This is a genomic window from uncultured Ruegeria sp., assembly GCF_947497005.1.
Lineage (GTDB): Bacteria > Pseudomonadota > Alphaproteobacteria > Rhodobacterales > Rhodobacteraceae > Ruegeria.
Genome location: NZ_CANMFF010000022.1, coordinates 13,903 through 25,334 on the forward strand (window position 1 = coordinate 13,903; position 11,432 = coordinate 25,334).

17 protein-coding genes and 1 tRNA gene are annotated in these 11,432 nt (G+C 57.4%); 15 read left to right on the forward strand and 3 right to left on the reverse strand.

Going from position 1 to position 11,432, the window contains the following annotated elements:
* Nucleotides 1–2: 2 nt before the first annotated feature.
* From murA to Q0816_RS22155, 8 genes are all read left to right on the forward strand, one after another.
* A complete protein-coding gene (murA, locus tag Q0816_RS22120) occupies nt 3–1,271 on the forward strand; it encodes a UDP-N-acetylglucosamine 1-carboxyvinyltransferase (RefSeq protein ID WP_298854716.1) in 1,269 nt (422 codons plus the stop codon).
* The gene (locus Q0816_RS22125; protein WP_298854718.1) at nt 1,268–1,744 is read left to right on the forward strand and encodes a DUF2948 family protein; all 477 of its coding nucleotides are present in this window, start codon (nt 1,268–1,270) and stop codon (nt 1,742–1,744) included. Before murA ends, Q0816_RS22125 begins: the two co-directional genes overlap by 4 nt.
* Nucleotides 1,745–2,266: a GNAT family N-acetyltransferase gene (locus Q0816_RS22130; RefSeq protein WP_298854720.1), complete on the forward strand. Its 522-nt coding sequence runs from the start codon at nt 1,745–1,747 to the stop codon at nt 2,264–2,266.
* 61 nt (nt 2,267–2,327) lie between these two features.
* Entirely contained in the window at nt 2,328–3,629 is a 1,302-nt protein-coding gene (gene hisD / locus Q0816_RS22135; protein ID WP_298854722.1) for a histidinol dehydrogenase, read from the forward strand.
* 98 nt (nt 3,630–3,727) lie between these two features.
* Complete coding sequence (locus Q0816_RS22140; protein ID WP_298854724.1) at nt 3,728–4,207, forward strand: UPF0262 family protein; 480 nt, start codon at nt 3,728–3,730, stop codon at nt 4,205–4,207.
* Nucleotides 4,208–4,210: 3 nt separating this feature from the next.
* Entirely contained in the window at nt 4,211–4,663 is a 453-nt protein-coding gene (locus Q0816_RS22145; RefSeq protein ID WP_298854726.1) for a low molecular weight phosphatase family protein, read from the forward strand.
* A gap of 2 nt (nt 4,664–4,665) precedes the next feature.
* On the forward strand, nt 4,666–5,064 hold the full coding sequence (locus tag Q0816_RS22150) for a ketosteroid isomerase-related protein (protein WP_298854729.1): 399 nt from the start codon (nt 4,666–4,668) through the stop codon (nt 5,062–5,064).
* The gene (locus Q0816_RS22155) at nt 5,057–5,650 is read left to right on the forward strand and encodes a GNAT family N-acetyltransferase (RefSeq protein ID WP_298854731.1); all 594 of its coding nucleotides are present in this window, start codon (nt 5,057–5,059) and stop codon (nt 5,648–5,650) included. Before Q0816_RS22150 ends, Q0816_RS22155 begins: the two co-directional genes overlap by 8 nt.
* 62 nt (nt 5,651–5,712) lie before the next feature.
* Here the strand turns inward: Q0816_RS22155 and Q0816_RS22160 are convergent, their stop codons facing one another.
* Both Q0816_RS22160 and Q0816_RS22165 read right to left on the reverse strand, forming a co-directional pair.
* Complete coding sequence (locus Q0816_RS22160; protein ID WP_298854732.1) at nt 5,713–6,171, reverse strand: hypothetical protein; 459 nt, start codon at nt 6,169–6,171, stop codon at nt 5,713–5,715.
* Nucleotides 6,172–6,384: 213 nt separating this feature from the next.
* The gene (locus Q0816_RS22165; RefSeq protein ID WP_298854733.1) at nt 6,385–6,687 is read right to left on the reverse strand and encodes a DUF1330 domain-containing protein; all 303 of its coding nucleotides are present in this window, start codon (nt 6,685–6,687) and stop codon (nt 6,385–6,387) included.
* A gap of 163 nt (nt 6,688–6,850) precedes the next feature.
* Here Q0816_RS22165 and Q0816_RS22170 point away from each other — a divergent pair, with 163 nt between their 5' ends.
* The 7 genes from Q0816_RS22170 to Q0816_RS22200 all read left to right on the forward strand — a co-directional run bounded on the left by Q0816_RS22170 (nt 6,851) and on the right by Q0816_RS22200 (nt 10,441).
* Nucleotides 6,851–7,159 (forward strand): helix-turn-helix domain-containing protein, encoded by a 309-nt coding sequence (locus Q0816_RS22170; RefSeq protein ID WP_298854809.1) that lies wholly within the window; start codon nt 6,851–6,853, stop codon nt 7,157–7,159.
* 155 nt (nt 7,160–7,314) lie between these two features.
* Entirely contained in the window at nt 7,315–8,190 is an 876-nt protein-coding gene (locus tag Q0816_RS22175; protein WP_298854736.1) for a carbon-nitrogen hydrolase family protein, read from the forward strand.
* Between the two features lie 90 nt (nt 8,191–8,280).
* Nucleotides 8,281–8,499, forward strand: coding sequence for a translation initiation factor IF-1 (gene infA / locus Q0816_RS22180; protein WP_005978431.1), 219 nt, complete (start codon nt 8,281–8,283; stop codon nt 8,497–8,499).
* Nucleotides 8,500–8,510: 11 nt separating this feature from the next.
* Complete coding sequence (locus tag Q0816_RS22185) at nt 8,511–9,089, forward strand: nucleoside triphosphate pyrophosphatase (protein WP_298854738.1); 579 nt, start codon at nt 8,511–8,513, stop codon at nt 9,087–9,089.
* Nucleotides 9,086–10,108 (forward strand): ribonuclease E/G, encoded by a 1,023-nt coding sequence (locus tag Q0816_RS22190; RefSeq protein ID WP_298854740.1) that lies wholly within the window; start codon nt 9,086–9,088, stop codon nt 10,106–10,108. Before Q0816_RS22185 ends, Q0816_RS22190 begins: the two co-directional genes overlap by 4 nt.
* A complete protein-coding gene (locus tag Q0816_RS22195; RefSeq protein ID WP_298854743.1) occupies nt 10,105–10,287 on the forward strand; it encodes a DNA gyrase inhibitor YacG in 183 nt (60 codons plus the stop codon). Before Q0816_RS22190 ends, Q0816_RS22195 begins: the two co-directional genes overlap by 4 nt.
* Nucleotides 10,288–10,366: 79 nt before the next feature.
* A tRNA-Phe gene (locus Q0816_RS22200) sits at nt 10,367–10,441 on the forward strand.
* Nucleotides 10,442–10,459: 18 nt separating this feature from the next.
* Here Q0816_RS22200 and Q0816_RS22205 read toward each other — a convergent pair.
* Nucleotides 10,460–11,224, reverse strand: coding sequence for a tyrosine-type recombinase/integrase (locus Q0816_RS22205; protein ID WP_367180561.1), 765 nt, complete (start codon nt 11,222–11,224; stop codon nt 10,460–10,462).
* Nucleotides 11,225–11,432 lie beyond the last annotated feature (208 nt).

The window sequence follows — 11,432 nt, forward strand, 5'->3', positions numbered from 1 at the left end:
AGATGGATTCGATTCTGGTGATGGGCAACGGCCCGCTGAACGGTCAGATACCGATTGCGGGGGCCAAGAACGCGTGTCTGACGCTGATGCCCGCGACCTTGCTGAGCGAAGAACCGCTGACGCTGACCAACGCGCCACGCCTCAGCGACATCAAGACGATGACGGCTTTGCTGCAATCGCTGGGGGCCGAGGTGTCGTCGCTGCAAGACGGTCAGGTGATCGCAATGTCGAGTCACAACCTGACCAGTCACACTGCAGACTATGACATTGTGCGCAAAATGCGTGCGTCAAACCTCGTTTTGGGCCCTTTGCTGGCGCGGTTCGGGCAGGCCGTTGTGTCGCTGCCCGGTGGTTGCGCGATTGGCGCGCGTCCGATGGATTTGCATGTCGAGGGGCTCGAGGCGCTGGGTGCCGAGATCGAGCTTAAGGATGGTTATCTGCACGCCAAGGCTCGGGGCGGTCTGAAAGGCGCAGTACATGAGATGCGCTTTGCGTCTGTCGGTGCGACCGAGAATATCGTCATGGCCGCCACGCTGGCCAAAGGCACCACGGTTCTGAAGAACGCCGCGCGCGAACCCGAGATCGTCGATCTGGTCGAATGCTTGCGCAAGATGGGCGCACAGATTTCGGGCGAGGGGACCCCGACAATCGAGATTCAGGGCGTCGATCGTTTGCACGGTGCAACCCATCAGGTTGTCACTGACCGGATTGAGCTGGGCACCTATATGCTGGCCCCTGCGATGTGTGGTGGTGAGGTCGAACTGCTGGGTGGGCGCATGTCGCTGGTCGATTCTTTCGCGGCCAAGCTGGACGCCGCAGGGGTCAGCGTTGCTGAAACCGAAAAGGGCCTGAAAGTGGCCCGCAAAAATGGCCGGGTGCGGGCCGTGGATGTGGTGACTGAGCCGTTCCCGGGCTTCCCGACCGACCTGCAGGCGCAGATGATGGCGCTGATGTGTACGGCCGAGGGCACTTCGGTACTTGAGGAGCGCATTTTCGAGAACCGTTTCATGCATGCTCCGGAACTTGTTCGCATGGGCGCGAATATCGAGGTACATGGCGGTACCGCGACCGTGACAGGCGTCGAACGCCTGAAAGGTGCGCCGGTGATGGCGACAGATCTGCGCGCCTCGGTCTCGTTGATTTTGGCGGGACTGGCGGCAGAGGGTGAAACGACGGTCAGTCGGGTCTATCATCTGGATCGCGGATATGAGCATGTGGTGCGCAAGCTGGAAGGCGTGGGTGCAAAGATTGAACGGATCAAGGGCGAATGACAGACGCAAGTTTTGAAGACGGGCGCGAAGCCCCGCTGAATCTGGGGGCCGAGGATGCAGATGACCTGCAGGTCATCTCGACCCTGGCGCAGGATGCGGTCTTTCCGGTGACCGAAATGAAATGGCAACCATCGCAGCGCCGCTTTGGCCTGTTGCTGAACCGCTTTCGCTGGGAAGACAAAGACGCCGCTGCCCGCCGTGATCGCCCGTTTGAACGGGTGCAGTCGGTGTTGGTCTTCGATTCAGTTCTGTCGGTGGCCAGTCAGGGCATTGACCGCAGCGAGAAAGACATGGTTATGTCCTTGCTGTCGATCGATTTCGAACCGGGCGCGGATGGCGCGGGCCAGGTCTTGCTGACCCTGGCGGGCGATGGCGCGATCCGCCTGAAGGTCGAGGCGCTGGATGTCACGCTCAAAGACGTCACACGCCCCTATCAGGCTCCATCCGGTCAGGCCCCGCATCACCCCGAATAGATGCAGAATAAGCGGGGTATTTCTCAGGCGTTCTACAAATCGCCCGAAGGCGTCGCGCTGCGCCCTGCTACCGTGTTTGACGTGTTTGACCTCAGCCGGGTTCTGATCCGGTCGATCACGCAGCTTTGCGTGGCCGATCACAACAATGATCCGGAACATCTGAAGCAATGGACCGCAAACAAGGACCCGGCCACCATCCGGGGCTGGTTCAGGCCGGGGTCTCAGATCTGGCTGGCCGAACGGCATGGGCAGGTGGCTGCTGCAGGAGGCTTGTTTGAGACGGGGAAGATAACCTTGTTGTATGTCGACCCGGATCACACAGGTTTCGGTATGGGCGCCGCGCTGCTCAACCGGCTGGAGCGGCAACTGACCGAATGCGGCTGCACCGAGGCACATCTGGATGCTACCCGGACCGCGCGGGAGTTCTATTTGAATCACTGCTGGCAACCCGAGAACACACCAGGCGACTGGAACGGAATTCCGCAATTCCCCATGCGCAAATCGTTGCACCCCGGGGACTGAGGGTTGAGGCCGCGCCCCACGGGCGATATGTCCCGTGGCGCAACGCCCGGAGTGCCAGATCATGCCCGTCTTCCTAGATATCACGTCTTCCGATTTTGAAGCCGCTTTTCAGACCTTGCTCTCGGCCAAGCGCGAGGACAGCCCGGATGTAGACGCGGTCGTGGCGCAGATCATCGACGACGTGCGCAACCGGGGCGACGCGGCGGTCATCGAACTGACTGCGAAATTCGACCGGCTGGACCTGACACCTGCAACGCTGGCCTTTAGTGCACAAGAAATCGAGGATGCGGTGACGCAGGTTTCGACTGCAGACCGAGTCGCGCTGGAACTGGCCGCCATTCGCATCCGGGCCTATCACGAAAAACAGCTGCCTTCAGATCACAGTTGGACGGACGAGGCCGGAGCGACCTTAGGCTGGCGCTGGTCTGCGGTCTCTGCCGCGGGGCTTTATGTGCCGGGTGGGCTGGCCTCTTACCCGTCGTCGGTCCTGATGAATGCTATCCCGGCAAAAGTGGCGGGCGTGGAACGGCTGGCTATCGTCGTGCCCACGCCGGACGGGAAGGTGAACCCGCTGGTGCTGCTGGCGGCACAATTGTCGGGCGTGGACGAAGTTTATCGCATCGGCGGAGCGCAGGCCGTGGCGGCGCTGGCCTATGGCACCGACACCATCGCGCCGGTCGACAAGATCACCGGTCCGGGCAATGCCTTTGTGGCTGCTGCCAAACGGCGCGTATTCGGCAAGGTTGGCATCGACATGATCGCGGGCCCTTCGGAAATTCTGGTCATCGCGGACAAAGATAATGACCCCGACTGGATTGCGCTGGACCTGCTCAGCCAGGCCGAACATGACGAAAGCGCGCAATCGATCCTGATCACCGATGATGCTGAATTTGGCCAATCTGTTGCACAGGCCGTCGAGAAACGGCTTGAAACCCTGCAACGCCGTGCCATCGCCGGGGCCAGCTGGCGCGACTTCGGCGCCATCATCACCGTGCGCAATCTGGACGAGGCAGCGACGCTGTCGAACCGTATCGCCCCCGAACATCTGGAGCTTTGCGTCGCCGACCCTGCAGCACTCAGCGCTAAAACCATCCACGCTGGGGCGATCTTTCTGGGCCAATACACGCCCGAAGCCATCGGCGACTATGTCGGCGGCCCCAACCACGTACTGCCGACCGCACGTTCCGCACGGTTTTCTTCGGGGCTCAGTGTAATGGACTTTTTCAAACGCACCACGCTCAGCCAGATGACGCCCGAAGCCCTGCGCGCCATCGGCCCCGCCGCCGAACAACTGGCGCAATCCGAAAGCCTCGAGGCGCATGGATTGTCGGTAACCGCACGCTTAAAACGGCTGAACGGCTGAATTGATGCAAAGACCCAGACCTTATGGCGCTTCTGTACGTTGCCCAACGAAATTCGTTGTTATAGGTCTGTGCTGACGTAAGGATTGTGACCGTAAAGATGACCTACATCTCGCATATCGAACTGGATGACCGAAACCTGCCGCCGCCAACGCCCGAGATCGAGCAGGAGCGCAAGGTTGCCATATATGATCTGCTGGAAGAAAACAGCTTTGCACTGCCCAAACGCGATGACCGTGTCATCCCTGATGGGCCGTATCACGTGCAGCTGTCGATCCGTGACAAACGGCTGGTCTTCGATATCGAAACAGAGGCCAACGAAAAGGCTGTCGAGTTCCATTTGTCGCTCGGCCCGTTCCGGCAGGTGGTCAAGGATTACTTCCAGATCTGCGAAAGCTATTTCGACGCTGTAAAGTCGCTGCCGCCCAGTCAGATCGAAACCATCGACATGGCCCGGCGGGGCATTCACAACGAAGGCAGCCGCGTATTGCAGGAGCGACTTGAGGGGAAAGCCGAAGTGGATACTGACACCGCCCGACGCCTCTTCACGCTGATCTGCGTGTTGCATTTCGGGAGCTGACGCGTGAAGCCTCTGCCGCAGTCGGTCCTGTTTTGTTGCGACCACAACTCGGTTCGGTCGCCGATGGCCGAAGGGCTGATGAAGAAGTTTTATGGCACGGGCACCTATGTGCAGTCGGCAGGCGTTCATAACGATCTGGAAATCGACGGGTTCTGTATCGCCGCCTGCCAAGAAGTCGGTGTGGAACTGTCCCGCCATCGCTCTCGCTCTTTTGACGAGATGCAGGAATGGGGCGACGACCTCAGCTCATTTGATCTGATCGTGGCGCTTTCGCCTGCCAGTCAGCGTCTGGCGCTGGAGCTGACCCGGGTTTTTCATCTGGATGTCGATTATTGGCCAATTATGGACCCTACCGGGATGGGCGAGACCCGCGAACAAAAGCTACATCACTACCGCCAGACCCGCGATCAGATCATCAAGCATCTGAAAGAGCTCTGGGGCGAACCTACGGAATGATCATGAACCAGACCGTCAAAACCTATTTCGAAGCCTTCAACGCGGGTGACGTAGATGGCATGCTGACCTGCTTGTCCGATGACGTGGCCCATCACGTGAACGAAGGCCAGATCCGCACTGGCAAGGACAAGTTCGCGGCTTTCAGCGCTCATATGAACCGCTGTTACAAAGAGAATCTGACCGACATCGTTGTGTTCGAGGCCGAAGGCGGCACCCGCGCGGCGGCTGAGTTCATCGTCAACGGCACCTATCTGAAGACAGACGAGGGCCTGCCTGACGCATACGGTCAGACCTACCGCCTGCCCGCCGGGTCGTTCTTTGATCTCAAAGACGGCAAGATCACCCGCGTTACCACATATTACAACTTGGCGGACTGGACCAAACAGGTCTCGAATGGCTGAAGTCACCTCCGTCCGTCCTCTGACCGGAGCGGCGCTGGAGGCCGCTCTGGATGATGTCGCCCGCCTTCGGATCAAGGTATTTCACGCCTGGCCGTATCTTTTTGACGGCGATCTCAAGTATGAGCGCAAATATCTGCAATCCTACCGCGATAGTGACAAGGCCATTGTGGTCGGCGCCTTCGACAAAGACCACCTGATCGGCGCGTCAACCGGCGCACCCCTGATCGATCACGCCGAAGATTTTGCAGCGGCTTTTGAGGGTACCGGCCTTGATCTGAACGATATCTTCTATTGCGCGGAATCGGTGCTGTTGCCGGAATATCGGGGGCAGGGCGTCGGCCACAAATTCTTTGACGAACGCGAAGCCCACGCCCGCGCGCTGGGCTTCACCAAATGCGCCTTCTGCGGCGTTCAGCGCCCCGCCGACCACCCGATGCGCCCCGCCACCTACCGCCCATTGGACACCTTCTGGCAGGCGCGAGGGTATCAGCCTTTAACCGGTGTGATTGCGCAATTCCCGTGGAAGGATATCGGTAAGGAGGAGGAGACTCTGAAGCCGTTGCAGTTCTGGATCAGGGATTTGTAGAGGACTGCTATGCGGACAAAGCAGGCGTCTAACCAATACAGCCGAATGCTCTGGTACGATATTCACTCAGGCAAATGGAAACCTTCCACAACGTAGTAAAAATTCTCATAGGCTGCGAAGTGCTCAGCCTTGACAGCATCTTCCTTATTGCCTCTCTTGCCCTCAGGTGTGATCCAATCAAGGCTGAGCGGCAATGCCGCTTCGCAAAGCTGGTGCAACTGCGTCCTTGCCAACTCAACCCCAATCTCTGTTGTCACCAAAGTATCGAGGTCTGTGGTTCGAAGGAGGTCGATAATTTGTTGTAAATCATCACGCTGCGCGTCGCTTGGGAAAGCGTCAATAAGCGCATCTAGCGCAGCGAGGTCCTTTGAAGACTCTCCACCGCAGGCCCATTTAATCGCTACCGGAACAAGAACAAACTCAAAACCAAAAAAAGCACTAGAGGCTGGATAGCTTTCGCCGGATAGCTGAGCAGGTAAGCTGAGGCTGGCTGAGACCGCCATGGGAAGAAAAATCCGCATTCTGCATTCCTACCATTACTTTGTCTCAATACTATCGGGAAATCAAAAAGCCCTCGCAGACACTATTCGCCACCGTAGCGATGGGCAACATGGGTTCAGAGCGGTCATCTGGAGTTTTCAATTGAACATTGAGTCAGTCCCGAGGGCCTTCATGTCTGCTATGCGGACTTTGCCGACATTGACGTCAGCGACGCTGAAGCGCCCAATGACAGTTTAGTTTGGCGTTGTGGCACCTTCGAAAATAGCTAAATCACAGGATGCAACCTTGTCGAGTATTTCCTTGTATGGACGATGTTCCGGTCCAAGGTAGTAGTCTTTGGCTGCCTCTTTGCTGGGGAATTCCATCAAGATTAGGCGTCCCTTGGGCAGGTTTCCTTGTATCACTTCAAAGTCCTCAGTAACGGCAAGAGGTTTACCGCCATACTTGAGCAAAATCGCGTGCGCCTTCGGAAGATAGTCTCGGGCATGTGTTTCTGCATCTTCGACGCGGAGGAAAGTCAGCATGTAGGCGGGCATGGTTTGATCCTTTGAGGGCCAGTGTATCTCTGGTCCACAAGCTGAACATTGGTTACAAAACATCAAGTAGGCACCTTAAGGTAACCATGGAAAAAGTGGAATGAAGCCGATAAGCAAAGAAGAATACGACCTGAAATGCTCTACGCGTCAGTTGTTTGAACTAATGTCGGAGAAGTGGGTGCCAGGGTTAATATATACGCTTTCTCTTGGTCCCCAACGCCCCGGAAAATTGGCCGGGCGTTTGCAGGGCATTTCAAAAAAGATGCTAACGCAAACCCTGCGCAATCTCGAAGACTGGGGTGTAGTTAAGCGCACGGTCTATGATGTGGTCCCGCCACATGTGGAATATTCACTGACGTCGTTGGGTGAAAAGATGGTTGAGCCAATTGCCCTCGTCCACGACTGGGCTCAGGAAAACCGAGAGGACATAGCCAAAGTGTTCGGCAATCGGCTTGCTTCCAAAACGTCTTGAAACCCAAATCTATTTCGTCGTTTCCTTTTGACCAAAAAAGCACGACCGCTTTGGGCTCAAACCGGTCATTCCCCTAGGAACGAAGAATTAACCTGTACACTTCGCGGCGGTCTCTTCTAGTCTCGCGCCGAGCAGACCCAAAGGAATAGGCCGCCATGAAAGTCGCAACCGCCGCTTATAATCTCGACTGGCTCGACAGTTGGGCGCAGTACGAAGACAAGCTGAACCGCTGGGTGTCCGAGGCCGCAGGGCAGGGGGCCGAGTTGCTGGTCTTTCCCGAATATGGCGCGATGGAGTTGTCGACCCTCGACGGGACCGATGTTGCAGGCGATCTGGAGCGCTCAATCCACGCCGTATCCGATCAGATGGAGGATGTACAAAACCTTCATTGCCGTCTCGCCAAGGCGTACAAAACCTACATTCTGGGTGCTTCCGCCCCGGTAATTGACAGCGAGGGCCGCCCGGTGAACCGTGCGGCGTTCTATGCCCCGGATGGCGGCTGCGATCATCAGGACAAGCAGATCATGACCCGGTTCGAGCGCGAGGATTGGGATATCGCTCCGGGCGGTCCGTTGAAACTTTTCAACACTGCATTGGGCAAAATCGGAGTGTTGATCTGTTATGATAGCGAGTTCCCATTGCTGGGCCGCGCGCTGAGCGAGGCAGATCTGATCCTTGTCCCGTCCTGTACCGAAGCGTTGTCGGGTTATTGGCGTGTGCGGATTGGCGCAATGTCAAGATCGTTGGAAAATCAATGCGTTACGGTAATGGCTTCGTTGGTCGGAAGTAACGGCTGGTCCCAGGCGGTGGATATGAACACCGGAACGGGTGGTGTGTTTGGCCCGCCCGACAAGGGCTTTCCAGCCACCGGTGTTCTGGCCGAGGGGCTTTTGAACCAACCCGGATGGACTTATGCGGATGTCGATCTGTCCGCCATCGCCGAGGTCCGCGCCGACGGGCATGTGCTGAACAGAACCCACTGGGAAGAACAGGGCCCCCGAGTCGAATCGGTCACAATATCCGCCCTTTAGGTGATTCCGCCCTTGAAATAGCGATAAAATAAGCTCATTTAGCGCACATCCCCGCAGATTCTGCGGGCGCAACGTAATGATGGAGACAACATGGCCAAGGAAGATACGCTCGAATTTCCCGGTGTCGTGAAGGAACTCCTGCCTAATGCGACGTTTCGGGTCGAGCTGGAAAACGGCCATGAGATCATCGCACATACGGCAGGCAAGATGCGCAAGAACCGCATCCGTGTTCTGGCCGGCGACAAGGTGCAAGTCGAAATGACCCCCTATGATCTGACCAAGGGTCGGATCAACTACCGCTTCAAGTAACGCCTGCCGCAATGGCGCTTATTCTAGGATCGGGCAGCCCCAGGCGGCTGGACCTGCTGTCACAGCTTGGCGTGCAGCCCGATGCCATTTGCCCCCCTGATATCGACGAAACGCCTTTGAAAGGCGAGCTTCCGGTTCCGTATTGTAATCGCATCACGCGCCAAAAAGTTCAGGCGATTCAGGCTAATAGCGGAGATGTCACCCTTTGCGCAGATACCACCGTAGCTTTGGGGCGCCGCATTCTGGGCAAACCTGAAAATGCGGGTCAGGCCGCGGAATTTCTGCATGCTCTGTCCGGTCGGCGGCATCGCGTGATTACCTCGGTCGCCGTACGACGGGGAGATCGCATACTGCAACGGGATGTCGTCTCTCAGGTCAAAGTCAAACGCCTGTCAGATGTCGAGGTCAACGCGTATCTGGCGACCGGAGATTGGCAGGGCAAAGCAGGCGCTTACGCCATTCAGGGGCCCGCAGGCGCTTTCATTCCCTGGATTTCAGGATCGTTCACAGGCATCGTAGGCCTGCCCCTGTCCGAGACCGCGGCTTTGCTGCAAGGTATCGGCTATCCACTGTATCGCGAGGCACCATGAAGGGTCGCACCATCGTTCTGGACCATATCCAAGACCGCGAGGCCGCCGCTCTGATGGTCGATGGCAAGCTGGACGATTTCCTGATTGCCGCTGACGCACCCACGCCGGGTACCATCTATCGCGCTCGAGCTGAACGCCCGGTCAAGGGGCAGGGGGGCATGTTCCTGACGACACCCGACGGGCCTGCTTTCCTACGACAGATCAAAGGTTTAGCGCCCGGTGACAAGTTGTTGGTGCAGGTCGGCGGCTATGCTGAACCCGGCAAAGCCATCCCAGTGAGCAATCGTATCCTTTTCAAAAGCCGCTACGCCATTGTCACACCTGAAGCTCCGGGCCTGAACATCTCGCGCAGCATCAAGGACGAGGACATACGCGATCAATTGCTTGAGATTGCTCATGCGCACATGGGCGACAGCGCTTATGGCCTGATCCTTCGCTCCTGCTGCGCGGGCGCGGATGCTGAAGATATCGCCGAAGATATCTCAGCCATGTTGACGCAGGCCGAACAGGTGATGAGTGACGAAGGGGCCGAGCCTGAACTGCTCAGCGAAGGCGACAGCCCGCATATTCTTGCCTGGCGTGACTGGACTGACCCGGCCGAAGTTATAACCCGGGCCGGCGGTTTCGAAACCCACGGTGTTCTGGACGCGCTGGACGTGGTGCGCAGCAAGTCCGAGCCTTTGCCGGGCGGCGGTCACCTCTATATCGAGCCCACACGCGCACTGGTTGCCGTTGATGTGAATACCGGAGCGGATACGTCGCTGGCGGCGGGCACCAAAGCTAACTTTGCATGCGCCAAACTGCTGCCACGGGCCTTGCGCGTGCGCGGGCTGGGAGGGCAGATCACATTGGATCTGGCACCTATGTCCAAAAAAGAGCGACGCGGGTTTGAATCCGCTTTGCGTGCTGCGTTCAGATCAGACCCGGACGAGACGATTCTTGCCGGCTGGACCCCTCTGGGTCATTTTGAGTTGCAACGGAAACGTGGCCGCGTCCCTGTAGCGGAGATCCTGAATTGAGCTGCCCGATTTGCAGAAAAGATACCGCGCAGAAATTCCGTCCATTCTGTTCAAAGCGATGTGCCGAGATTGATTTGGCCAAGTGGCTGAACGGCTCGTATGCGGTTCCGTCACAGCGCGAAGAGGACCTTGAAGCCGAGGTTGACGCGCAGGAACTCACGCCAAAGCGACCGCATTGAAAAAATGTGAAAAAGCCTCTGGACACTACCGGTAGCAAGTCATAGAAGGCCTCCACCCAACGACGAACGTCGTTCCCGTGCCCGGGTAGCTCAGGGGTAGAGCAGTGGATTGAAAATCCTCGTGTCGGTGGTTCGATTCCGCCCCCGGGCACCATCCCTTCACATAAGAGATTTATTTCAAGGACTTAGAGACAGACCTTGCCCCACCTGGCAACATGGGGTTGGAAAGTGGGACACTTTTGTTCCCTTTTTGAACATTTGACATGCGGCGTAGGGCGCTTTCGGCACAGGTCTTTTGGCTTGCCGCACGGGTGTACCGTGTCACCTCTTTTGACGTGCGGTGCCCGGTAATGGCCATGATCTCTTGTTCGGTGCAGCCCAGTTCCGCGAGTCGCGCGGCGGCAGCCTTGCGTAGTCCGTGGACAGAACAGTTCTTCAAACCGGCCTCATCGCACCACTTGCGGAAACGATTGCCAAAACCGTTTGAGGTAAACGGTCGATTGAACGCCGTAACCAAGAATGTCAGATCGCCGGTTTGGCTTTCGTCCAGAATCCGTTGCAACTCGGGGATGATAGGGATTTCCATCCGAACAGGTTTGTTTTTGCGATTTTTGTGTTGGGTAAATGACAGCCACCCGTCTCGAACGTGTTGCTTGCCGAATTGTACCAGATCGGCGCGGCGCTGCCCTGTGTAGAGAGCGAGCGCCAATGCGAGGCGGGCAGAAGTACCGACAGCGCGGGTGTTTTCGAATTTCTCAATTTCGTCCAGCGTCCAAGAGTGAAACCCGTCTGCATTGCCTGCCAGGTACTCAACACCAGAAGCAGGGTTTTTGCGGTGCCGTCGGGTAGCGTTGGGGTACCAGAGGGCGTGTGCTTGAATGCTCCGACACGAGACGGGTCGGGGTAACCTGCCACGAGCAAAGAACAAGCGTATCAATCATCTACGTTTGCCAAACTGCTGTTATCAGCGTCAGAAATCGAGCTTCGAAGAGTAAGGTGCGCCTGCAAGCCGAGAACTGAAGGAACCCAGGGCATGGAAACGTGCTCATGCCAACAACACTCCGATTAGCCAAATGAAAAAGAGTGCCGGTGCTCGAGCTGCCATCAAGGCAATGAACGATCTCCTGGAGGGGATGGAACCGTGC

What these genes read in the sequence shown, in the direction of transcription:
- murA (WP_298854716.1), top strand. Translation starts at nt 3, where the DNA reads ATGGATTCGATTCTGGTGATGGGCAACGGCCCGCTGAACGGTCAGATA.
- Q0816_RS22125 (WP_298854718.1), top strand. Translation starts at nt 1,268, where the DNA reads ATGACAGACGCAAGTTTTGAAGACGGGCGCGAAGCCCCGCTGAATCTG.
- Q0816_RS22130 (WP_298854720.1), top strand. Translation starts at nt 1,745, where the DNA reads ATGCAGAATAAGCGGGGTATTTCTCAGGCGTTCTACAAATCGCCCGAA.
- hisD (WP_298854722.1), top strand. Translation starts at nt 2,328, where the DNA reads ATGCCCGTCTTCCTAGATATCACGTCTTCCGATTTTGAAGCCGCTTTT.
- Q0816_RS22140 (WP_298854724.1), top strand. Translation starts at nt 3,728, where the DNA reads ATGACCTACATCTCGCATATCGAACTGGATGACCGAAACCTGCCGCCG.
- Q0816_RS22150 (WP_298854729.1), top strand. Translation starts at nt 4,666, where the DNA reads ATGAACCAGACCGTCAAAACCTATTTCGAAGCCTTCAACGCGGGTGAC.
- Q0816_RS22155 (WP_298854731.1), top strand. Translation starts at nt 5,057, where the DNA reads ATGGCTGAAGTCACCTCCGTCCGTCCTCTGACCGGAGCGGCGCTGGAG.
- Q0816_RS22160 (WP_298854732.1), bottom strand. Translation starts at nt 6,171, where the DNA reads ATGCGGATTTTTCTTCCCATGGCGGTCTCAGCCAGCCTCAGCTTACCT.
- Q0816_RS22165 (WP_298854733.1), bottom strand. Translation starts at nt 6,687, where the DNA reads ATGCCCGCCTACATGCTGACTTTCCTCCGCGTCGAAGATGCAGAAACA.
- Q0816_RS22170 (WP_298854809.1), top strand. Translation starts at nt 6,851, where the DNA reads ATGTCGGAGAAGTGGGTGCCAGGGTTAATATATACGCTTTCTCTTGGT.
- Q0816_RS22175 (WP_298854736.1), top strand. Translation starts at nt 7,315, where the DNA reads ATGAAAGTCGCAACCGCCGCTTATAATCTCGACTGGCTCGACAGTTGG.
- infA (WP_005978431.1), top strand. Translation starts at nt 8,281, where the DNA reads ATGGCCAAGGAAGATACGCTCGAATTTCCCGGTGTCGTGAAGGAACTC.
- Q0816_RS22185 (WP_298854738.1), top strand. Translation starts at nt 8,511, where the DNA reads ATGGCGCTTATTCTAGGATCGGGCAGCCCCAGGCGGCTGGACCTGCTG.
- Q0816_RS22190 (WP_298854740.1), top strand. Translation starts at nt 9,086, where the DNA reads ATGAAGGGTCGCACCATCGTTCTGGACCATATCCAAGACCGCGAGGCC.